Raw genomic sequence first — 21,303 nt, forward strand, 5'->3', positions numbered from 1 at the left:
ACCTCGGGCATCGGCTACATCCTCAACACTGCCAACCAGTTTCAGCGCACCGACATCATCATCGCCGGCATCCTCGTCTACGCCGCGCTCGGCATCGGCGTCGACTTGGTGATGCGACTCCTCGAGCATGCGCTGCTCCCATGGAGGTCCACCCATGACGGCAAGTGACCTCGCGGTCGGGTCGGCGACCGACCACGTCATCGACCTCACGCAGTTGTCGAAGTCCTACGGCGAACAGGTCATTCTCGACGACCTCGACCTGACCGTTCGCAAGGGTGAATTCGTTGCGCTGCTTGGTCCGTCGGGCACCGGCAAGACCACGTTGCTGCGCATCCTCGCCGGCCTGGAAGACGCCACGTCGGGGCACGTGAGCATCGCCGCCCGGACGTCGGTCGTGTTTCAGGAGCCGCGGCTGATCCAGGCACAGCGGGTGTGGAAGAACGTCGTCTTGAGCACTTCCCGCAACGCCGACACCCGTCGGCGCGCGATCACAGCCCTGACCGAGGTGGGTCTCGCCGACAAGGCGCAGGCCTGGCCGAAGAGCCTGTCCGGCGGCGAAGCGCAACGAGTCGGCCTGGCGCGTGCCTTGTTCCGCTCACCCGACTTGCTGCTGCTGGACGAGCCTTTCGGCGCGCTCGATGCCTTCACGCGCAGGAGCGCCCAGGATCTCGTCACCACGCTGTGGCAGGAGCACGGGGTCGGGGTGCTGATGGTCACCCACGACATCGAGGAAGCGGTACTGCTCGCCGACCGCATCGTGGTACTCGGGCGAGGCGTCGTGCAGGCCGACCTGCCGGTCACGCTATCCCGGCCGCGCGACGTCACGTCGCCGGACTTCAACGAGATCAAACGTTCAGTGCTCGACAGCCTCGGCACCCTCGTCGGTCGAAGCGGCTCATTCAATGAAATGCCAGGGGAGACAGCATGATCAAACGACTGAGCGCCACTCTCATCGCCGCCGTCGTCGCTGCGACCACGGTGGCCGGATGCTCGTCGGACGCGGACGACGGAAAGGGCAAACTGGTGATCGCATACCAGGACAACGGCATTCCGGCCCTGATCGACGCCTCGGGAGTGCTAGACGGTGCGCCATACAAGGTGGATTGGGCCATCCTGTCGGGACCGGCGGCGAACCTCTCGGCCCTCTACGGCAAGACCATCGACGTCGGCCACATGGGGGACACCTCGCTGACCATCGAACAGGCCAATGCCTCAGCCGACTGGACCCCACAGAGCGTTCCACTCAAAATCGTTGCGGGGTGGCGCAATAACTTCGATCCCAGGTACACGCCGCTCGTCACCGCGGTGCGGGTCAGCGCGGGGATCAGTACGCCTGCCGATCTACGTGGGCACTCGTGGGGCTACAACTTCGGCGGGTACAACCACGGGCAGTACCTGGTCTCGCTCGCGAAGGCAGGGTTGTCCGAATCGGACATCAAACCGGTGAAGTTCAACGACGGAAATACCTCGGCCGCGGCGTTCAACTCCGGGCAGGTCGACGTGTACTCCGGTGGCCAGGCGGCGATCCTGCAATCGATCACCAGTGGCGACGCCAAGATTCTTCTGACCGACCGCGACACCCGGATCCCCGCCCTGAACGTGTGGACCGCCCGGACCGACGTCTTGGCAGACCCGGCCAAGAATGCCGTGCTCAGTGACTTCTTCGGCCGGCTGGCGGGATTCTGGGACTGGTACGACCAGAATCCGGACAAGGTCAAGCAAACGCTCAAGTCCACCCTCAAACTCACCGACGAGCGAACGGAATTCGAATACCAGATCCGCAATGGCGGCTTCCGCAAGCTCGACGGCCAGCTGATCGCCGAAGAGCAGGCAGTGGCCGACCAGCTGCAACGTAGCGGCGTGCTGAAGAAGCCGGTCAACGTCGCCATCGAGTACGACCCGCGGTACAACGAAGTGCAGAAGGCCGAGGGGCCGCCGGCTACCGCCACGAGGTGAGCGACTACCTCGACGACGAGGTCGTGGTGGTGGCATCGAGGCCCGTTCGGGCCGCGGCGATCACCCCGTCGAGAACCTCACGGGAGTTCGCGAGATCGCGGATCTCCCGATCCAGCCGGGTCCGTTGGGCGATCAGCTCGGTGACCAGACGGGGCGTCGCATCGGGGGATGGGCCGCCATCGCTGTCGCGCATGCACGGCAGCAACGTCGCGATCGTCCTGCTCCGCAGTCCGGCGGCCAAGAGCTCCTGGATGTGGATCACTCGGTCGACCGCACGCTCGGAGTACTCACGCTGGCCGCGCGGCGTCCGGTCGGATACCAGAAGTCCCTGCTGCTCGTAATAGCGCAACGACCGCTCGCTCACGCCGGTCCGCTGCGCCAGCTCACCAATTCGCATCATTCCGTTATACCCACGTCGCGCTTGACCCTGACACTGGTGTCAGCTCGTACCGTCGGGCATGTCCTCACCGCATCGCCTTCCGCCCTTCGAGTACAGCCCCGTCACCGAGCGCCGACCCATCACCTGGCCCGGCGAGGCCAGAGTGGCCGTCTACGTGGGGCTCAACGTCGAGCACTTCCTGCTCGACCAGCCCTCCACCAGCATCTGGCCGGGTACGGCCGAGCTGACGCCCGACGCCCTCAACTACGGTTGGCGCGACTACGGCGCGCGGGTAGGGATCTGGCGCACCATCGAAAGTCTCGACCGACATGGCATTCGCCCCAGCGTGCTGCTCAACTCGGCGGTCATCGACAACCACCCGCAGATCATCGAGGCCGGTCTCCACCGCAACTGGACCTGGCTCGCGCACGGCCGGACGAACTCGATCCTGCACACCGCGATGGCGGTGGACGAGGAGCGCCTGCTGCTCGTCGAGATCGCCGATGCGATCACCGACGCCACCGGCAGTCGGCCTCGCGGCTGGATGGGGCCGGGCCTGACCGAAACGCATCACACCCCGGAACTATTGGCCGAGATCGGATTTGACTACGTCCTCGACTGGACCAATGACGACCAGCCGTACCCGCTAAACGTGCCGGGCATGATCAGCGTCCCTTACTCGGTGGAACTCAACGACCTACTGCTCTTCGCGAAGGGGACCACCGGTCCGGAGTTCGTCCAGATCGTCAAGGACCAGTTTGAACAGCTGCACGCCGACTCCGCCACCAGTGGGCGAGTCATGGCGCTGGCGTTGCACCCGTTCGTCATCGGACAACCGTTCCGGCACAAGTACCTCGACCAGGTGCTCGGCTACCTGGCCGCGCAGCCCGACGTCTGGCTGACCACCAGTGACGACATCGCCACGCACTTCCGCGAGCAGCGCTGAGTACGTCTTCGACTCAGTCAGATTTCAAATCTCCACGTGCGCGAAGTGGCCGATGGCGCGGTATCCCAGGCGAACGATCGTGTGGTTGGCGCGAAGCGCCCAGGCAACCAGCAACCACGCCGTCAGTCGTGTGGTCAGTGAGGCGGTGGCCTCGAATTAGAATCAGCGCACGCCAAAGGGTGCCCGCCCGCGTCGATCTGATCGACCATTCCGACCATGGGCTCTCACAGACGGTCAGTGGCGATCATCGGAGCAGGCCAAACCGGAGTCTCCGCCGCGGCTGGATTCCTCAACGCCGGTTTCGAGGTGACCCTCTTCAGCGAGCGGGATCAACACACCCTGCGCGACGGCGGCCCCGCGACGGGCACCGCGGTGACCTTCGCAGTCGCTCAGGCGGCGGAGCGAGAGCTCGGCCTCGACGACTACGCGAACCGCGCCCCGCGCGTGACGGGGCAGAGCACCCAGATCTTCAGCGGTTCGGGCGCCGATCGCAAGGACGGCCTGGACTTCGACGTCACCTACGGCGGAATCCGGGCCGTCGGGGTGGACACACGTCTGAAGGTCGACGACCGACTCAACGAATTCATCACCAGGGGAGGTCGTTTCGTCATCTCGGCGATCTCCGGCGACGCTCTCGACGACGTTGCGGCCGCGCATGACCTCACGCTGGTGGCGACCGGGCGGGGTGGCCTGTCCAAACTGTTCGCGGTCGACGAGTCACGCACCGTCTACGACAAGCCGCAGCGGACCCTGCTGATGCTGACCGTCGCAGGCCTGGGCCACGGTCCCGACGTCTTCGCGCACCGAGGCTCAGCAGGCGGCGAGCACAACACGTTTGCGATCAGCTCTGAACAGGGTGAGCTCTGGTGGGGACCCTATCTGCACAAGGATGCCGGGCCGGCCTGGTCGTTCCTGGGCTTCGCCAAACCTGGCAGCGACTGGGAGCGGCGATTCGCCGCGGCCGACGACGCGGCCTCGGCGCACCGCATCGTCACCGACGTGCACCGCGACTACGTCGACTGGGATCTGCCAGAGGTCTCGGCCACCAGCGTCATCCGAGGCGATCCGCACTCCTGGCTGCGCGGCGCGGTGACCCCGACGGTCCGTCACGCCGTGGGCGTCACCACGAACGGACACCCGGTGCTGGCCCTCGGTGACACCGCGATCTCCTTCGACCCGATCGGCGCACAGGGGGCCCAGGGCGGGCTCATTCAGGCTGCCCAACTGGTAGCGGCCGCCAGGGACCGCGCCGGCCTCTTCGACGAGGAGTGGCTGCACGATCGGTTCGAGCACTTCTGGTCGACGCGCGGTGCGGCGGCGGTGCTCGTGACGCGATTGTTCCTCGGTGACCCCGAGTTCGCTCCGTACGGACAGTTGTTCTTCCCGGCCGCATCCGTCAGCCCAGAGTTCGGCGCGGCGCTGTTCGGCCTGTTGTCGGATCCGAAACCATTGTTGCGGACCGGGTCACGGCGCGCCGCGCGTGACTTCATCGCCGAGGTGTCGGGAGAGCCGGCCGACGATCTGCTGTCGAGCGTGCCGTCCGCGCGGTTCGAGTACTCGACGTACGGTCAACAATCCTCGGCACGGCATTCGGTGGCATAGGAGCGCGGTTCGCCTCGGCGCCTCGACCTCAGGACTCTGCGGTACCCGCGGAGACCGCCGATGGGCTGAACTTGCCGCGCCAGTGCCGGGCGGGATGCCGATCGGGCAGCTCGGGCCCCGTTCGGAACAACTTGTCCCGCAGCGTCCCCGGTGCGTAGTCGGATTGCGCCAGCCCACTGGTTTGAAGCTCGGGGACGACGTGCTCGATGAAGTCCTCGAAGCTCCCCGGCGTGGTGATGTAGCGGATGTTCAGTCCGTCGATGCCTGCGTCCTGCCAGTCCTCCAGGACGTCGGCGATCTGCTCCGGGGTGCCGACGACTCGGGTGGACTCCTGCTGCTGGCGGATCAGGTCGGCGATGGTGGGATTGGTACCCGGCGGCGCTGCGGCGATGAGCGATTCGATCGTGCTGCGCGTGCCCTGGACGTCGGCCGCCAAATCGCCGATCGGGGTGTTGTGATCCAGCCCGCCGAAGTCGATGCCGATGCCACCGCTGCGGTGCGCGATCAGTCCGTCGACGCTGAGAAACTCGTCGAGCTCGGCAGCCCTGGCCTTGGCCTCGCCCTCGGTGGACCCGACGACGAAGGACATCCCCTGGAAGAACTTGACGTCGTCACGTCGGCGACCCGTGGCCACCGCACGGTCCCGGGTGTCGTCGATGACGATGCGGGCACCCTTCGGCGAGGCGGCGTTGATGAAGACCCCTTCGGCATGGCGCGCCGCGAATGTCCGTCCTGCCGTGGAGGTTCCGGCTTGGAAGATCACCGGCGTGCGCTGAGGTGACGGGAAGCTCAGGTGAGGTCCCTCGACCGAGTAGCGCCTGCCGACGTGGTTGATCTTGTGCACGCGATCCGGGTCAGCGTGAATCCCGCGTTCGCGGTCCCGGATCAGGGCGCCGTCGTCCCAGGAACCCTCCCACAACTTGTAGACGACCTCGGTGTACTCCTCGGCCCACTCGTAGCGGGCGTCGTGCTCCTCGCGTTCCGGAAGTCCGAAGTTGCGTGCCGAGTTCTTCAGTGCACTGGTCACGACGTTCCAGCCGATGCGCCCCTTCGACGCATGATCGAGCGTGGATATCTTGCGCGCGAACGAGAACGGATGATCCTGCAGCACCGAGCTCGTGATGACCAGGCCGAGATGTTCGGTGGACAGTGCCAATGCGGACACGATCGCCGAGGGGTCGTGATTGGGGATCTGAAGCCCCTCGCGGAGGTAGGTCTCCCATCCGCCCCGGTAGTCGTCGTACACGCCGACGACGTCGGCGAAGAACACGGAATCGAACTTCCCGCGCTCAAGCAGCTTGACCAGGTCCACCCACACGTCGAGCTGATCGAACTCCACGCTGCGCGTCTCGGGGTTGCGCCACGACCCGTAGGACACATGGGTGGCGGTGTTCATGGTGAACGCGTTGAGGATCAACCGTGGGCGGGTCATTTTTCTCTCCTACTGTCGCAATGACGGTTTGGTTGACGTGCAGATGTCCGGGAACACTCACCGCGCCTCGGCGGGTATCGCGGGAGCCGGCAGGCCGGGCGTGTGGGTGCCAAGGCGGTCCCGCAACAGCTCGCCTGGGATGGTGCCCTCGTCGCGGAAGATGCCTCGCTCTCGGAACCCGAGCTGCTCGAGATCCCTGGCGAAGTGCGTCTTGGCGCGGTGATTTTCGTTGGAGGCGGTGCCGTCGCCCTGCTTCCACCGCGGGAATCGGTCGGCGAAGTGGAACTCCGATGAGACGAAGAACACCGATGGCGGTCTCCCGTCGGTGACCGGGGTGTCCGACGTCATTGCGCCGCCAAGGCCAGCTGCGCCAGCCGCCGACCGGGGACGGCGTCGAGCAGCGCCTTGGTCTCCGGCTGCCGCGGGGTGTCGAACACGGTTGCCGTGTCACCGCTTTCGATCACCCGGCCCGACTTCAGGATGACGACGCGGTGAGCCATCCGTCGGACGACCGACAGGTCATGGGAGATGAAGAGGTAGGTGAGGCCGAGCTGCTGCTGGAGGTCGAGTAGGAGTCCGATGATCTGGTCCTGTGTCACGACGTCCAGCGCCGAGAGTGGTTCGTCGAGCAGGACCACCTCGGGTCGGACGACGAGCGCCCTGGCGATGGCGACCCGCTGGCGTTCACCTCCCGAGAGTTCGGAAGCCCGGCGGTCCAGTTTCTCCCGAGTCAGGCTGACGTTGTCCAGTGCCGTCGATATCCGCAGTTCGCGTTCGTGACGGTCGCGCACACCGTAGGACTGCAGCGGGGTTTCGAGGATCTGCTGCACGGTCCAACGCGGGTCGAGTGCGGAATCCGGATTCTGGTAGACGAATTGGATTTCTCGCCAATGGGCTCGTCGGGCCCGCTGAGCCAGGTTGGTGACGTCGCGTCCGAGTGCACTGACCGTTCCACGGGTTGGCTTCGTCAGGCCGATGATCATCTTGGCCGTGGTGGACTTGCCCGACCCGGATTCGCCAACCAGAGCCAACGTCTCGCCACGGCGGACGGTGAAACTCACGTCTTCGACCGCGACGTGCTTGGTTCGGCCCGAGATTCGAAACTCCTTGGTGACGTTCGAGACTTGGATGACGTCGTCGTCACCGTCGGCGCTGTCGGAAGCGTCGGCATCGCCGTCTTGCGGAGTGCGGATGGGTTCCGGCCGTGCGATGGCGCCGATTCGGCGGACCAGTCGGGCGGCGTACTCGGATCGCGGCGAGCTGACGATCTCCTCGACCGGTGCGTCTTCGACGACGGCACCGTTGCGCATCACCACCACGCGCGACGCGTGGTCGGTGGCGACGCCGATGTCGTGAGTGACGAACAGGACGGTCGTCCCGTGCTCGGCCACCAGCCGATCGAAGACACGCAGCACATGGCTCTGAACCGTCACGTCGAGAGCGGACGTCGGTTCGTCGGCCACCAGCAGCGCAGGATTGAGACCGAAGGCGATCGCGATGAGCACGCGTTGTCGCATACCGCCCGACAGCTCACCGGGGTATTGCTTCAGCCGTCGCTGCGGGTGGTCGATCTCCACCTGAGCCAGCAGCTCGACACACCGCTGCCTGACCTCCTTCCTACTCAGCTTCTCCTTCTTCAACTCGAAGATCTCCGAGAGCTGGGATCCGACCGTGCGTACGGGATTCAGCGAGGCTCCTGGATCTTGCGGCACCAAACCGACGGTGCTGCCCCTGATCCGACTCCATTCGCGCTCGCTCAGACCCAACGTGCTGCGGCCACCCAGTGTCAGCGCCGTGGCGGTCAACGCCGCCGACGGCGGAAGCAGTCCGACCACCGAGTTCGCCAGAGTGGTCTTACCCGAACCGGATTCGCCGACCACGGCGACGAATTCACCCGCGGATACGCTCAGGTTGACGTGATCCAGAGCGACTTTGGGCGCTGCGTCAGGGGAGCCGTCGGGATAGGTCACCACGAGGTCGGTCAGTTCGAGCAGGCGTTCTGCCATGTCGCGTTCTCCAGGTCAGATGTGGTTGGACTTCAGCAGTCGCCGGCTCACGACGCCGAGCGCAACGATGACGACGAGGATCACCGCGCCGGGAAGCGAGGTGAGCCACCAGGCGGTCGCCAGATAGCTCCGGCCCTCGGCCACCAGCAGACCCCACTCCGGGGTTGGCGGTGGCGCGCTGTACCCGAGATAGCCCAGCGCCGAGATCGCCAGGATCGCCGCGCTGAGGTCGATGACGGCCAACGCGACGATGGCGCCCACCGCATTCGGCACGATGTGGCGGCGGATCACCGACCATCGCGTCTCGCCCGACAGGAAGGCGGCTTCGACGTAATCCAGTGCGCGGACGCGCAACACCTCAGTGCGGAACACCCGCGCAAAGATCGCAATCGAACCGATCCCGACACCGAGGCCCACCGAAAGGGGGCCAGGACCGTAGGCCGTGACGATCCAGATGGACACCAGGAAGGCAGGAAGGGACAACAGTACGTCGCTGATCCGCATCCCGAGGGCATCCACGACCGGGCCCGACACGCCGGCCAGGATCCCGAGGATGCTGCCGACGACCAGACCGACCGCCACCGCGAGTCCCGCGGTCAGGATCGTGTGCGACGTACCGAAGATCACCCTGGCGAGTACGTCCCGCCCGAGGTGATCCGTGCCGAACCAGTGGGCGAGGCTCGGCGGCTGGAACTTGTCGAGGTGGTTGCCCGTCAACGGATCCTGGTCGGTGAACAGGCCAGGGACGAGAGCCCACCCGACGACCAGGATCAGCAGGGCCGCGGACAGTCGCACCGACCACGGCGTGGTGACGAACGCCGAGCGAACGGCCTTGCGCACCCGGGCCGTCGGGTCCTGCGGTCGAGTGTCCAGATCGTCGGTCAATTGAACCTGCCCAGCCGAGTGTTGAAACCCCGCCGCTGCATCTTGGTCACGCGCGGATCGAGGATCGGATACACCAGGTCAACCAGGAGATTTGCGCCAACGATGACGACCGTCGTCAGGAGCACGAGCCCCTGGATGAGCGAGATGTCCTGATTGGAAACCGCTTGCAACAGGACGGTTCCCAGCCCCGAACGGGAGAACACGGTTTCGGTGATCACCGAGCCGCCGAGGAGGGCCCCGACGGTCGTCGCCGTCACGGTCAACGCCGGACCGGCCGCATTCTTCAGAACGTGCCTACGGATCACCCAGCCCGGTGTTCCGCCCTTCGCCCTCGCGGTGTTGACGTGGGGCAGGGCAAGCGTTGCCTCGGCGTTCTTCAAGAGCACCTGTGCGATTGGGGCCGAGATGGGAACGGCGAGCACGAGTGCCGGAATGAGCAGCGATGCCAAAGACCCGTCCGGAAAGAGTGAGAACAGGCCCAGTTGTACCGAGAAGACCTGCAGCACCACCAGCCCGAGCCAGAACGTCGGGACGGCGCTGAAGAGCGATGGGATGCTTCGGATGAACGTCCGGAGCCATTCGACCCGGCCGGTCGTCGCCAGCAGGACGATGGTCAGGGCGAAGGTGAGGGCCAACACCGTCGCCGTCGAGGCCAGCTTGAGGGTCTCGCCGATCACGCTGCCGATCCGGTCGGTCACCGCCTGCCCACTGGACAGGGAGAACCCGAATTGGCCGTGCAACACCTGATTCAGCTGTGCCAGGTACTGAACCCAGACGGGTTTGTCGTACCCGTAGAACTCCTTGACCTGCGCGACGATATCCGGGTTGAAGGAGCTGTCGCCCTTGGCCACGAAGATCGACACCGGATCGGTTGGCAGAATGCTGACGCCCCAGAAGATGACGGTGAACGCGAGCAGCAGAACGATCACCGACTGGCCGACCCTGGCAAGGACGTATCTCAACATGGACGGCTAGCGCTTCCACGCGCTTTGGAATAGCGGTTCGGTGTAGTTGGTGAACTCCACGTGGACGTTCGGAGCGGCCGCATGGACCTGCACCTCGTCCCACAGGACCAGGGCCAACTGATCGTCGATGATCTTCTTCTGCTCGCGGGCGACGACATCCTTGAGTTGCACTGGGTCCGTGGCCTTCAGCTCCTCGTTCGCCAAGGTGATCAGGTCGTCGTTCTTGGCGAACGTCAAGTTGCCGTTGTCACGTCCGAACAGCAACCCCAGGCCGATGTTGTATCCGGTGCGCGTGCCGAGCAGGGGAGTCGACGGATCCGTGTTGGCCTGGTTGAACAGCGTGGTGTCACCGGCCCTGTTCACCAGTGCGACACCGAGGTCACGCCAGCCCGCCTCGATGAACTCGAACGCGGGACGGAACACGACACTTTGGTTCGACGCCGCCAAGGTCACGTTGAGCTTCTTGCCGTCCTTCTCGCGGATGCCGTCGCCGCCGACCTTCCACCCGGCCTCGTCGAGCAAGCTCGCTGCCTTCTTCGGGTCGTACCCGATGTCGGCGCTCACGTTGGCGAACAGCGGATCATCATGTCCGAGAACGGAGTCGCTGGCGTGGTAGCTGTCAGAGAGGACGGTATCCACCACGGCCTGCCGGTCGATGCCGAGTTGCAGCGCACGGCGCACTCGTACGTCGTCGACGAGCTCGTTGTTGACCCTGAACGCGACGAGGTTCACGGTCAGCGCGGGCGCGGCGACCGGAATGACCTGGAAGCCGCCCCGAGAGAGGGCAGCCTCATCGGTCGGCTGGATACCGCGCGCGAGATCGACCTGCTTGGACTGGACGGCACCCGCGCGGAGGCCGGGCTCGCCGATCACCCGGACGACGAGCTTGTCCAGGTAGGCTGCGCCCTTGTTCGGCGAGGACACCGGCGGCCACGCATAGTCCTTCCGCTTCGCGAGCACGACCTCCTGATCGGGAACCTGCGATTCGTAGACGAACGCACCCGAACCGACGACGTTCTCGATCTTCGATTGCCCGTCGTAGTCACGCGCCAGGGTCGAGAGTCCGCGGATGCCCGCGCGGCCGTTGGCCGCCACCTTGTAGAAGTTCGTATTGGGGCGGTCGAGGAAGACCGTGACGGTGTTGCCGTTGACTTCACTGCGGTCGTAGCCGACGAAGTCGCTGAAGGCAGGGATCTTCTTGCTGGGATCACCCTTGCCGAGCTGGTCGAAGTTCGCCTTCACGACGTCGGCGTTCAGCGGTGTCCCGTCGCTGAACGTCACGCCGTCCCGGATCTTGAACGTGTATTGCGTCGCGTCGTCGTTCCGCGAGAACTCCTGAGCCAGCCACCCTTGAACCTCGCCCGACTTGGGATCGATGTAGACCAGCCGGTCGACTACCTGGAACAGCAGGTTGGCGGTCGTGTAGTTGGTGCTCATCGCGTCGGTGACGAACTGTACGTCCGAGAACACCAGGGTGCCGCCCTGCTGGGGCTCGCCGCTTGGACCCGAAGTCGCGGTGGCCGATTCTTGGCGGCCCGAACAACCGGCCAGAACGACCATCGCGATCACGCAGGCAATCAACTTGGTTAGTCGGGTCATTGGTCCTCATCAGGAGATTCATGTGCACGCGGATGCGTATGGGCAGATACCCACGGATGCCTACCAATTGCCAATGCATGGGGATGTGCCGGACGCATCCGACCGTGCTCACGACGGTAGATGGCGAGTTGACCGTTCGAAACGGTTTATCTTGCAGTGCGCAAAAGTATCTTGCAGGTCAGGATCAACTCGATTGAGGCGGCGCACCCACGGTTGCCGCGGCGTCGCGGTTGCGGTCATAGAACGACTTGGCGGTCCTGCCGTTCACGATGAAGTAGGACGTCGTCCTTCTGGACAGCCGCCGACGCTGATACCGGCGGATCACCTGCCAGTCGAGCGGGTGCGACCAATCGCCCCGGTTGCCTCAGGGTGCCAGTGACTGGTGTTCGGCGAGCTGGGCCAGGGCCGCGGTTGCGTCCAGGGAGCGTGGTGCACGACCAAGACGGGCGTGCTCGGCGGTGATGCGCTGGATCAGTTCGTTGACGGGCGCGGTCTGCCCGTGAAGGCGGGCCTGCAGGACGATCTCGCCGTTGAACCAGTCGGTCTCCACATCCACGTGCCCCCGTGCCACGCTCTGCCACGTGGAGCCGAAGTAGTCGTCGCGTACCTTGCCGCGCAGAAAGTCGCCGCGCCGCTGGAGATCTCGCTCGGCGCTGATGAACGGAATCCCGGCGACGGTGAGGATCCGTTCGGCCTCGATCCGTGCGCGGGCCGCGAGTTCGTCGGCGTCTGGGCCTGGCCGGAACGCGGCCGTCACACCGTTGCCGAGGTTGGCGATCAGCTTGCGATGCTTCCACGCGTGAATGTCATCGCGGACCTCCGAAATGAACTGTGCCGCGCGAAACAAGGCGGATGTCCGTTCGGCTACCTCATCACGGCCGGCCGGATATCTGCCCAGATCGAGAATGCCCGCCACCGGATGGCTCTGTTGGATGACCACCCCCGGCTCGAGGTGCGCGGCAGGCAGCACCACGGTGACACCGTAGACTCCTGCGAACCTCCGCAGCACCGCCGATTCGTTGGCGACGCCGTTCTGCGCGACGAATACCGGCGTTTCGGCCGGAGCGTGCGTCGCTAGATCGTCCAGCGCCGCCGCGGTCTGATGGCTCTTCACCGCCAGCACCACGATCGGCTCGGTCTGCCAGTCGACTTCGCCCGCATCGCCCGCCGCCCGGAGCGCCACGGTATCCGTACCGGCCTGCGTGACGAGCTTCAGTCCATCGGCGCGGATGGCATCGAGGTGCCCGCCGCGCGCCACCGCGGTCACGTCGACACCGGCGAGCCGAAGGCGCGCGGCGATGACCCCGCCGATCGCGCCCGTCCCGTAGACGACCACCGCCGGCCCGGATGTGTTTGGCACAGAACGCCTCCTGCTCAGTGCGGCACCGGTGTGGGTGCAGTAACAACGGCAACACCTGATCACCGATCCTACCGACCTCGGACTTGTACGGGGTGTCGAACAACACGAAGTGGGCGATCCCGAGATCGGCGTACTTCACCAGGGCGGCAGCGACATCGGTGGCCGAACCGACCAACCACGTCGCGCCTCCTCGGTCGTCTGCTGAGCGGTGAAGACGGCCTCGGCGTACCGGGCCGCCAGGGCCTTGCCGTCCTCTGATGACCCGGCCTGAACCAGAAGCGGATACCCCTGCGGTGAGCGGGGGATGTTCAGCGCCCCCTGCACCGAGAAGTACTCGCCGTGGTGCTCCGGGGCGTGAATCTTCGCTTGGTCACCCCAGACCCCGGCCCGTTTGTCGGCGACGATCGTGTCGTCTTCCCAGCTGTCCCACAGCTTTTGCGTCACGTCGACGAACTCGGCGGCGCGGGCATACCGGGCGCTGTGTGACGGGAGTTCCGCAAGGCCGAAGTTGCGCGCGGCGTCCAGCGTCGCCGTCGTCACGATGTTCCACCCCGCGCGCCCGTTGCTGACGTGGTCCAGGGAGGCGAACCGACGGGCGAGGTTGTATGGCGAGTTGTACGAGGTGGATGCCGTTGCGATGAGCCCGATGCGTTCGGTCACGCCGGCCAACACCGTCAGTAGCGTCAGGGGTTCGAGAAACGCCGAGCGGTCGACGGCCGACGTCGCCGTTGAGCTGCGGTTGGTCCGCGAGGAAGAGCGAGTCGAACGTGCCGCGTTCAGCAATCCTGGCGAGGTTCGAGTAGTCGCCACATCGGTGGCCGCCAACGGATCGCTTTCCGTCAGCCGCCACGACGCCTCGTGGTGCCCGGGACTCATCAGGAACGCGTTCAGGTGCAGTTGACGTCGACCCACCGAGTTGTCCTCCTCTTCGCCGCAGGTTTTCCCCGCCACTCGAAACGTATCGGGGCGGGAGCGGTAAATCTGCGAACTTTGGCTACGGGAAAGCTCAAGTGGGACTGCGTTGATCACCGTGTGACGCCGTCGCAAGCAAATTGGAGCCGGGCCGTGCTGGTCTCGCACTTCCTGGTCGGCCACGGCGTGACCCACCGCAACGCCAGCCGCAAACCTGGGGTTGCGCACCGCGCCACCTTCGGCGTCCCTGCCCGCGCGCTGCGCGCCTACCCACACCACAGAAGTTGATCGGGAGTTGATTCCAGTGCCGGACAGTTCAGTTCGTGACGGCGCGGTGGGCGCCGTCACGAGGAAGCCGCCGGGGCGCTGCGCGAAATACTGACCGATCCCGCGATGCCGGTTGCCGCGCTGGTTTCTGGTCTCCCCCTCGATGAGGGCGTACGTACACATCGCCGCGCTGCGCGAGGCTCTCGACTACGTCACCAGCCGTAGAATCGCGGCCGGGTCAGCTGGGAGCCTGCCGCAGCCGCCGGCCGGTGGGTCGTGCGTCTTGCGAAGGCGACCGTACACGCCGACCAACTCAACGGCCTGGATCCCGTTCCTCGCCAACTCGCGAGCTGACCGATTCAGGATGCGACGCTGAGTTCCTTCACGGACAGCGAAGGTAGTGCGTCAGCGGCGACCGCCCGCAGCGTCCGCAGGACGAGAGCGATATTGGGGTCACGCTGGCGGCCGGCTCGGATGACCGCACTGATGGTGCGACCACCGAGATTCACGTCAGGGACGATCAGCCCCGCCAACTTCGACGGCACGGACAATCGCGGCACGATCGCCGACGCGATCTCCGTCGCGGCCAGATCGCAGATGTTCTGCGCACCGATGAGCCTGTGCTTGATCTGCGGCGTGAAGCCTGCGCTCTCGCCAGCGCGCAAGACGGCAGCTCCGAGCCCGGAGTTACGCGGGCCCGTCACCCAGGGTCCGTCGGCCAAGGCCGCCAGTCCGCCCTTCCGGATACGGAGATGCAACTGAGTCGGGGCCATGAGGACCAGCGGTTCCAGCAGCAGTGGCTCGCTGACGAGGCCGCCGATTGACTCTTGCTCGATGAAGTCGTAGCGGCAGGTGATCGCGACATCGATCTCGCCCTGGCGCAGCAGACGCAGTGCGCCAGAGCTGGTTTCCTGCTGCACCTCGACGCGCAGATTGGGTTCGATGGCGCTCAGCCGCCGCATCATCGGGGCGGCGAGTGTGGGAATTCCCATGTTGAAGGCCGCAATGGCGATCTGCCCCGAGACCCGGTCGCGGGTCTCGGCGACTGCGCTCATGGCCTCGTCGACCGCGGTCAACACCCGACGCACGTGTTCGACGAGGACCTGGCCACTACGGGTGAGGCCGAGTGTTCGTCCATCCCGCCGGAACAGGATCGCGCCCGACTCCTCCTCGAGCACGCGGAGCTGTTGCGAAACAGCCGAACTGGTGATCTCCCGCTTCTCGGCGACGGCAGTGACGGAGCCGAGGTCGGCCAGGTCGCACAACAACATCATGCGCCGCAGATCGAGCATCATGCACCCCCCGCGATGGGTGTCGGAGCAGTGCTGGCCGGATGTTCTGGGGTGGGCATTCGGACCTCATCAAATCGGGTGCGAGAAGGGTGTCCGATACCCACCGACGGCAGGTCGCGGCTAGTGGGTCGGGCAGGATGGTGATCGCGATCGGAGCCGGCGGCTGTGCGGCTGATCGCCGATCTTCCTCGGGGCCTACGACAAGGCCTCAGCGACAACAGATCGCGGTACAGGCACTCATGAAGTCGAGATAGCGCCGGGCGACGAGGTCCACGGAGTTCACGATCAAAATCGTCGCACAGAACACAGCGGACACAGTTGGTCCGCGCTCGCCGGTGGACCCTCGCGGCCCTCTGTACTGCGCTTACGTCGCAAGCGCTCCAGGAATCAGCGCGGATGTAATTCCGGCGTCATCGAGTCGGCGCTGCGCCTCGGCGTATACGTCGTCTGGCAATGGGCCGCGGCGCGCCGCCCGGACGTTGTCTCGCACGTGGTCGGGGTTCGCCGTCCCGGCGATGATCGTCGTGACTCCAGGAGTGCTGATCGCGTACCGCAGCAGGAAGCCCTGTTCGGTGTCTGCGTCGCGCAGTTCGTCCAACCCGGTGTCCGCCCAGGTGACTGGCTGCCCCTCGGCGGTCTTCTTCTCCCGCTTGCCCGCCTGGGCGACGCCGCCCCGCACGATGATGCCGAAGCCCCGCTGCCCTGCAAGTTCGATGCGGCTCTCCAACTCCCGCTCGAGTGCCGAGAAGGGCACCTGAAACGCGGCGAACTCCTTGATCTCGAGGTGATCGTCGATCGCGGGCAGCGTCGACGAAACACCGAACGCCACGATCTTTCCCTCGTCGCGCAAGGCCGTCAGTGTCTCGACGGCTCCGTCGCGGCGCAACACCTCCAACGATGGGCTGATGTGGAGTTGCACCAGGTCCAGACGGTCGGTCTGCAGGCGCCGCAGGCTCTGCTCGACGCCGGCCCGAATGTTCGCAGGCGAATAGTCGTGGGGGAGCGGTCCGGGGGGAGCGTCCGGACGCAACTCCAACGGGCACCCGGCCTTCGACGCGAGGACGTACTCGTCGCGACGTGATCCGATGTACCGGCCGATGCGCTCCTCGCTGAGCGCGTAGTCGATCGAGGTGTCGATGAACGTGATGCCCTCGTCCAGCACGGTGCCGAGGACCTCGGCGACCACGGCTTCCTCGAGGGGCCGGGGATTGCGATGCGGCGTGCCACGTAGCTCCATGGCCCCGAACCCCAGCACGGTCACCTCGGGACCGTCTTCGCCGAGCCTGCGCCGTTCCAGATCGCTCACTGTGTGCTCCTTCGACTCTTCCTGCTCGCCATCATGGGTGCTCGCTACCGGTCGATCAATGAACGTCGGCTACGAACTTGCTCAACGAAAACTGCGCAGTGTCGGAAGTTAAGTAAGGCTGAAGGATTCCAGTAGCCGATCGGTCTTCTTTCCGGTCGCGCGGGCATCGAAGCTTTCCTCATCACTTTTCACATCACTGTGCACGACAAGATCACTTTCCACGACAAGGGAGTCAGCCCATGACCGAACTCAAGGAAGCCGGCCTTCTCAACGACACCGGACTGGACGTCGTTCCGCTCGCCGGTTACATCGGCGCCGAGATCAGCGGGGTCGATCTCCGCGGGCCATTGGAAGACAGCGTGATCGAGGAGATTCGCAGCGCGCTGCACACCCACAAGGTGGTCTTCTTTCGCGACCAGGAGATCGGCCACGCCGAACAGATCGCCTTTGCGCGCCGGTTCGGCAAGGTGACGCCTGCACATCCCCACGAGGAGAGCCCGCCCGAGGGCTTCCCGGAGATCCTGCCGATCGACAGTCGGCGTTACGAGGCGAACCTGGGCCGCAAACGGACGTCGTACGACAGCAGCTGGCATACCGACGTCACCGCGTTGGTGAACCCGCCCGCAGCGTCGATCCTGCGGTCACACCTCCTACCCCCATATGGCGGCGACACGAGCTGGACGAATCTGGTAGCGGCATATGAGAATCTGCCGAAGGACTTCCGCGACTTCGTCGACAAGCTGGATATCAAGCACCAGTTCAACACCAAGGCGGTGGACGGCAGTCAGCGCGATCGCAAGGTGCGCGAGGCCAACCTGGTGGCCTTTCACCCCGCGGTGCGGGTGCACCCGGTGACGGGTGAGCGCGCGCTGTTCGTCAGTCCCGGTTTCACTCGCGGCGCTCGCGAGATCCGGGGTTTCACGCCGTCGCAGAGCGAAGGCATCCTCAAGTTGCTGTGGGAGGAGGCGACTCGGACCGAGTACACCGTCCGCTTCCGCTGGGCGCCGGGCAGCGTGGCATTCTGGGACAACCGGGCGACCGCGCACCTGGCGATCTCCGATGCCGGCCATCTGGGCTACGACCGGGTGCTGTACCGCGTGACGCTCGAGGGTGACATTCCGAAGGGGGTCGACGGTCGCGAGTCCGAGCTGGTCTCGGGTCAGCCGTTCTACGGTTCCTGAAAACGCGAGGTTCACACCCGCCAAGTCCAACGGAGAGCGAGCACCCCTTGACCACCACGCCGGTCGATGTCCAACAGGTCCTGATCACCGCGGAGGCGCTGCGGCAGCAGCTTGACGCCGGCCGCGACGTCGTGGTCCTGGAGGTGGGCCGGGAAACCACGGATCAGCGGGGAGCGGGGCGGATACCCGATGCCAGGGCGGTGGCATTGACCGCCGATCTGGTCGGGCCGCGTACGCAGGAATCGGGCAATTTTCCGCTTCCGTCCGAGGAGCAGGTCCAGGATGCGGTGCGTCGATGGGGCATCAACGCCGACTCGGTCGTCGTCGCCTACAGTCCCGAGAATCCGGCCCTGGCAGCGCGCGCGTGGTGGACGCTGAAATGGGATGGAGTGCCGGATGTTCGGGTTCTGGACGGGGGAACCGACCAGTGGGTCGCGGCCGGCGGCACCCTGGTGTCCGACGTACCCGTGGACGCAGCAGGCACCTTCTTGGTGAGCACCGGGTCGCTGTCGACGCTGGATGCCGACGGGGCGGCGGCGCTCGCCCGTTCCGGAGTGCTGCTGGACGCCGCGGGATCGAGGGGTACGTGGGGGAGCCCGGTGGGGGCCACATCCCTGGCGCGTTGAGCCTGCCTGCCGGCAAACTCGTCGGACCGGACGGCAGGCTGTCATCCGATGACGAGCTGCGCGAGCTGTACGGTTCGACCGGCGCGGACGTGCAGGTTCCGGTCGGCGCCTACTGCGGGGGCGGAACGTCAGCGACACTCACGGTGCTGGCGCTGGCCAAGATCGGGATAACGGCCACTCTCTACCCGGCGTCGTTCTCGGCCTGGAGCTCTGACTCGGCCCGCCCGGTCGCCACCGGCGGCCAGCCCGGCTGAGCATCGTGCCGACAACGGCATACCGTCAATCAATCAACACAGAACGGATGATCCATGACAAGAGCACCCCAACGGCGGCTGGGTACCGACGGCCCCGAGGTCGCTCCGATCGGTTTGGGATTCATGAGCTTTCGCACCTCGGCCGAGGCCGCTGACGAGGAGCAGGCGACGGCACTCGTCGACACGGCGATCGACCTGGGCGTCACGCTCTTCGACACCGCCGACATCTACGGGCCGGAGTTCAGCGAGATCCTGCTCGGTCGCGCCATCCGCGGGCGACGAGACGGACTCGTGATCGCGACGAAGTTCGGCAACACGCTCGATCGGGAGACCAACCCCCGCGCCCTCGACGGCAGGCCCGAGTACGTGCGCACCGCGATCGAGGGCTCGCTGCGCCGCCTCGGCGTCGACCAGGTAGACCTGTACTACCTACACCGGGTGGATCCGGCAGTCCCCATCGAAGACACCGTCGGGGCGCTCAAGGAACTGGTGCAGGCCGGCAAGGTCCGGTTCCTCGGGCTGTCCGAGCCGGGCCCGCAGACACTGCGCCGGGCGCACGCAGTTCACCCGATCACCGCGATCCAGAACGAGTGGTCACTGTTCACCAGGGACATCGAGGACAGCGCGGTCCCGCTGGCCCGCGAGCTGGGCATCGGGATCGTGCCCTATTCTCCGCTGGGGCGCGGCTGGTTGTCCGGACGCGTCCAGACACCGGCAGACGTCAGCGATACCCACCGCAGGCATCCGCGCTTCGCCGACGACGCGTTCGACCGCAACCGTGCCCTCGCCGACAACGTGGCCGCCATCGCCGCCGAGATAGGGGCGCGGCCGGGCCAGGTCGCCCTGGCGTGGGTGCTGTCGCGCGGGACCGACGTGGTGCCGATCCCCGGCACCCGCCACACCGAATATCTGCGCGAGAACGTCGGCGCCCTGGACGTGGTGCTTACCGACGACCAACTGGGGCGACTCGAGACGATCGCCGCTCAGGTCGCGGGTCACCGCTCGATCCGACCCGAGAACCTCGGTACGGAAGCACCGGCAGTGGGAGTCGCCGCAGCAGCAGACAATTCGTGACCGTCATCAGTTGGTACGGCGATCGTGACGCGGGCGCTGGGAATCCACAACGAAACACTTGCGCTGCAGCTTGCACAACGCTCCGTGCGCAAGTTCTCGCGCCGGCCGGTCACCGACGAACAACTCGCGGCTCTGGTCGCCGCTGCGCAGTCTGCGGCGACCTCGTCGAACCTGCAGCCGTGGAGCGTGGTCGCGGTCCGTGACCCAGAACGCAAGGCGCGCTTGGCGACACTGGCCAACGATCAGCAGTTCATCAACGAGGCCTCGCTGTTCTTCGTCTGGGTCGCCGACCTCGGCCGCGCACGTCGACTCGCCGAGCGGGCCGGCACGCCGTTGGACGGTGCGGACTATCTCGAGACCACGATCATCGGTTTCGTCGACACCGCGCTAGCGGCGCAGAACGCCGTCGTCGCCGCCGAATCACTGGGTCTGGGAACGGTCTTCGTCGGCGCGGTGCGCAATCATCCGGAGGAGATCGCCGCCGAGTTGGCGTTGCCGAGGCCGCCGACGCACACATTCCGACGTACGACGAACGACTGGCGGCGTACAACACGCGATTCGGGCTGCCTGGCAACTGGAGTGAGCGCGTACTGGCCCGGCTGGCCGGCCCACAATCGCTTTCGGGCAGGCACCGGCTGCGCGATCAACTCGTGCGACTGGGCCTGCCGTCCCGCTGAGCTCGCAGACCGTCAGCGGGCCGCATCGCGACGGTGTGGTCGGCAAGCCTGATCTGCGGAACTAGTGGGTGGAGGACGCAGGATGCCCTGGCGCCGACGGCGATGGCACCGGCGGCCATGACGACGAATGGCAGGCTGCACTGCTCGCTTCCACGGCTGTGTGATGCCGACGTCGGCAATCGACCTTAGTCATCCGCAGCAGTGCATGAACGACGTTGTCGCCGAGTGTGTTCGTTTCACGGCGAAGGGATACAACCCGGTAACTCGGCTCACCGCCCTGCCCCATCCCGCCGAGCGTGCGGCTCGGTCAGCACAGCCCCCAATGGTCGGAGGGAACTGCGCGACAAGGACCTGGCATTGCCCACGTCTATTGGCCGATGGCGGGTTGAGGACTCGGGACACCAGAACGGTGGGGTCGAGTCGGGGGTTGCTTGTTCGGCTTCTTCGGCTGCTCGTTCGGCTGCGGCTGCGGTTCGGTTGAGTTCGCGTTCGTCGTTGATGCGGCGGGCCCGGTCCTGGGTGCGGGTCGTGCCGCGGCGCGGCATCCTCAACCCGACGGTGTGGGCCGCCCGGGCGGGCACGTC

General features: G+C 65.9%; 20 protein-coding genes and 2 pseudogenes. 10 read left to right on the plus strand and 12 right to left on the minus strand.

Features of this window, described 5'->3' with window-relative positions; genetic code table 11:
* Positions 1-154 precede the first annotated feature (154 nt).
* Complete coding sequence (locus QOI01_RS21290) at positions 155-928, plus strand: ABC transporter ATP-binding protein (protein WP_526384432.1); 774 nt, start codon at positions 155-157, stop codon at positions 926-928.
* Complete coding sequence (locus QOI01_RS21295) at positions 925-1,956, plus strand: ABC transporter substrate-binding protein (protein ID WP_526384434.1); 1,032 nt, start codon at positions 925-927, stop codon at positions 1,954-1,956. The genes QOI01_RS21290 and QOI01_RS21295 overlap by 4 nt, the downstream gene beginning before the upstream one ends.
* Before the next feature lie 4 nt (positions 1,957-1,960).
* Here the strand turns inward: QOI01_RS21295 and QOI01_RS21300 are convergent, their stop codons facing one another.
* The gene (locus QOI01_RS21300; protein WP_526384436.1) at positions 1,961-2,353 is read right to left on the minus strand and encodes a MerR family transcriptional regulator; all 393 of its coding nucleotides are present in this window, start codon (positions 2,351-2,353) and stop codon (positions 1,961-1,963) included.
* 61 nt (positions 2,354-2,414) lie between these two features.
* Between QOI01_RS21300 and QOI01_RS21305 the strand changes: the two genes are divergently transcribed.
* Together QOI01_RS21305 and QOI01_RS21310 are read left to right on the plus strand one after the other, a co-directional pair.
* Positions 2,415-3,281 (plus strand): polysaccharide deacetylase family protein, encoded by an 867-nt coding sequence (locus tag QOI01_RS21305; protein WP_526384438.1) that lies wholly within the window; start codon positions 2,415-2,417, stop codon positions 3,279-3,281.
* Positions 3,282-3,497: 216 nt separating this feature from the next.
* Positions 3,498-4,883, plus strand: a complete 1,386-nt coding sequence (locus QOI01_RS21310; RefSeq protein ID WP_526384440.1) for a styrene monooxygenase/indole monooxygenase family protein — start codon at positions 3,498-3,500, stop codon at positions 4,881-4,883.
* A gap of 28 nt (positions 4,884-4,911) precedes the next feature.
* On the opposite strand, the gene QOI01_RS21315 is transcribed toward QOI01_RS21310, so the two are convergent.
* From QOI01_RS21315 to QOI01_RS21355, 9 genes and pseudogenes are all read right to left on the minus strand, one after another.
* On the minus strand, positions 4,912-6,315 hold the full coding sequence (locus QOI01_RS21315; protein WP_526384442.1) for an LLM class flavin-dependent oxidoreductase: 1,404 nt from the start codon (positions 6,313-6,315) through the stop codon (positions 4,912-4,914).
* Positions 6,316-6,372: 57 nt separating this feature from the next.
* Positions 6,373-6,663: a hypothetical protein gene (locus QOI01_RS21320; RefSeq protein ID WP_526384444.1), complete on the minus strand. Its 291-nt coding sequence runs from the start codon at positions 6,661-6,663 to the stop codon at positions 6,373-6,375.
* Complete coding sequence (locus QOI01_RS21325) at positions 6,660-8,321, minus strand: ABC transporter ATP-binding protein (protein WP_526384446.1); 1,662 nt, start codon at positions 8,319-8,321, stop codon at positions 6,660-6,662. Before QOI01_RS21325 ends, QOI01_RS21320 begins: the two co-directional genes overlap by 4 nt.
* 15 nt (positions 8,322-8,336) lie before the next feature.
* On the minus strand, positions 8,337-9,161 hold the full coding sequence (locus tag QOI01_RS21330) for an ABC transporter permease (RefSeq protein ID WP_526384468.1): 825 nt from the start codon (positions 9,159-9,161) through the stop codon (positions 8,337-8,339).
* Between the two features lie 41 nt (positions 9,162-9,202).
* Positions 9,203-10,171 (minus strand): ABC transporter permease, encoded by a 969-nt coding sequence (locus QOI01_RS21335; protein WP_526384448.1) that lies wholly within the window; start codon positions 10,169-10,171, stop codon positions 9,203-9,205.
* A 6-nt stretch (positions 10,172-10,177) separates the two neighbouring features.
* Positions 10,178-11,770: an ABC transporter substrate-binding protein gene (locus tag QOI01_RS21340; RefSeq protein ID WP_526384450.1), complete on the minus strand. Its 1,593-nt coding sequence runs from the start codon at positions 11,768-11,770 to the stop codon at positions 10,178-10,180.
* 364 nt (positions 11,771-12,134) lie between these two features.
* A complete protein-coding gene (locus QOI01_RS21345; protein ID WP_526384452.1) occupies positions 12,135-13,130 on the minus strand; it encodes a ketopantoate reductase family protein in 996 nt (331 codons plus the stop codon).
* Positions 13,131-13,164: 34 nt separating this feature from the next.
* Positions 13,165-13,317, minus strand: a pseudogene (locus QOI01_RS21350) (LLM class flavin-dependent oxidoreductase); the annotation flags it as partial.
* A complete protein-coding gene (locus QOI01_RS21355) occupies positions 13,266-14,006 on the minus strand; it encodes an NtaA/DmoA family FMN-dependent monooxygenase (RefSeq protein ID WP_526384470.1) in 741 nt (246 codons plus the stop codon). The gene QOI01_RS21355 and the pseudogene QOI01_RS21350, both read right to left, overlap by 52 nt.
* 189 nt (positions 14,007-14,195) lie before the next feature.
* Between QOI01_RS21355 and QOI01_RS21360 the strand changes: the two genes are divergently transcribed.
* Positions 14,196-14,330 carry a hypothetical protein gene (locus tag QOI01_RS21360; protein ID WP_526384454.1) on the plus strand — a complete coding sequence of 45 codons (135 nt, stop codon included), beginning with the start codon at positions 14,196-14,198 and terminating at the stop codon, positions 14,328-14,330.
* Positions 14,331-14,668: 338 nt separating this feature from the next.
* Here the strand turns inward: QOI01_RS21360 and QOI01_RS21365 are convergent, their stop codons facing one another.
* Positions 14,669-15,601, minus strand: coding sequence for a LysR family transcriptional regulator (locus tag QOI01_RS21365; RefSeq protein WP_526384456.1), 933 nt, complete (start codon positions 15,599-15,601; stop codon positions 14,669-14,671).
* A 364-nt stretch (positions 15,602-15,965) separates the two neighbouring features.
* Positions 15,966-16,907, minus strand: a complete 942-nt coding sequence (locus QOI01_RS21370; RefSeq protein ID WP_526384458.1) for an aldo/keto reductase — start codon at positions 16,905-16,907, stop codon at positions 15,966-15,968.
* Between the two features lie 239 nt (positions 16,908-17,146).
* Here QOI01_RS21370 and QOI01_RS21375 point away from each other — a divergent pair, with 239 nt between their 5' ends.
* The 5 genes and pseudogenes from QOI01_RS21375 (at position 17,147) to QOI01_RS21395 (ending at position 20,719) form a co-directional block, all read left to right on the plus strand.
* The gene (locus QOI01_RS21375) at positions 17,147-18,088 is read left to right on the plus strand and encodes a TauD/TfdA dioxygenase family protein (RefSeq protein ID WP_526384460.1); all 942 of its coding nucleotides are present in this window, start codon (positions 17,147-17,149) and stop codon (positions 18,086-18,088) included.
* Positions 18,089-18,135: 47 nt separating this feature from the next.
* Positions 18,136-18,714 carry a sulfurtransferase gene (locus QOI01_RS21380; RefSeq protein WP_526384462.1) on the plus strand — a complete coding sequence of 193 codons (579 nt, stop codon included), beginning with the start codon at positions 18,136-18,138 and terminating at the stop codon, positions 18,712-18,714.
* Positions 18,711-18,968 (plus strand): hypothetical protein, encoded by a 258-nt coding sequence (locus QOI01_RS21385; protein ID WP_526384464.1) that lies wholly within the window; start codon positions 18,711-18,713, stop codon positions 18,966-18,968. The genes QOI01_RS21380 and QOI01_RS21385 overlap by 4 nt, the downstream gene beginning before the upstream one ends.
* A 54-nt stretch (positions 18,969-19,022) precedes the next feature.
* Positions 19,023-20,042 (plus strand): aldo/keto reductase, encoded by a 1,020-nt coding sequence (locus QOI01_RS21390; RefSeq protein WP_526384466.1) that lies wholly within the window; start codon positions 19,023-19,025, stop codon positions 20,040-20,042.
* Positions 20,039-20,719: pseudogene (locus tag QOI01_RS21395) on the plus strand (nitroreductase family protein). The gene QOI01_RS21390 and the pseudogene QOI01_RS21395 overlap by 4 nt, the downstream one beginning before the upstream one ends.
* Positions 20,720-21,303: the final 584 nt, after the last annotated feature.

This window comes from Mycobacterium sp. (genome assembly GCF_032162605.1).
In the GTDB taxonomy this organism is placed as follows: Bacteria; Actinomycetota; Actinomycetes; order Mycobacteriales; family Mycobacteriaceae; genus Mycobacterium.

Coding starts and splice junctions, on each gene's coding strand:
- QOI01_RS21355 (WP_526384470.1), bottom strand. CDS start 14,006: ATGAGTCCCGGGCACCACGAGGCGTCGTGGCGGCTGACGGAAAGCGAT.
- QOI01_RS21305 (WP_526384438.1), top strand. CDS start 2,415: ATGTCCTCACCGCATCGCCTTCCGCCCTTCGAGTACAGCCCCGTCACC.
- QOI01_RS21325 (WP_526384446.1), bottom strand. CDS start 8,321: ATGGCAGAACGCCTGCTCGAACTGACCGACCTCGTGGTGACCTATCCC.
- QOI01_RS21295 (WP_526384434.1), top strand. CDS start 925: ATGATCAAACGACTGAGCGCCACTCTCATCGCCGCCGTCGTCGCTGCG.
- QOI01_RS21335 (WP_526384448.1), bottom strand. CDS start 10,171: ATGTTGAGATACGTCCTTGCCAGGGTCGGCCAGTCGGTGATCGTTCTG.
- QOI01_RS21365 (WP_526384456.1), bottom strand. CDS start 15,601: ATGCTCGATCTGCGGCGCATGATGTTGTTGTGCGACCTGGCCGACCTC.
- QOI01_RS21390 (WP_526384466.1), top strand. CDS start 19,023: ATGACAAGAGCACCCCAACGGCGGCTGGGTACCGACGGCCCCGAGGTC.
- QOI01_RS21320 (WP_526384444.1), bottom strand. CDS start 6,663: ATGACGTCGGACACCCCGGTCACCGACGGGAGACCGCCATCGGTGTTC.
- QOI01_RS21310 (WP_526384440.1), top strand. CDS start 3,498: ATGGGCTCTCACAGACGGTCAGTGGCGATCATCGGAGCAGGCCAAACC.
- QOI01_RS21290 (WP_526384432.1), top strand. CDS start 155: ATGACGGCAAGTGACCTCGCGGTCGGGTCGGCGACCGACCACGTCATC.
- QOI01_RS21300 (WP_526384436.1), bottom strand. CDS start 2,353: ATGCGAATTGGTGAGCTGGCGCAGCGGACCGGCGTGAGCGAGCGGTCG.
- QOI01_RS21315 (WP_526384442.1), bottom strand. CDS start 6,315: ATGACCCGCCCACGGTTGATCCTCAACGCGTTCACCATGAACACCGCC.
- QOI01_RS21375 (WP_526384460.1), top strand. CDS start 17,147: ATGACCGAACTCAAGGAAGCCGGCCTTCTCAACGACACCGGACTGGAC.
- QOI01_RS21340 (WP_526384450.1), bottom strand. CDS start 11,770: ATGACCCGACTAACCAAGTTGATTGCCTGCGTGATCGCGATGGTCGTT.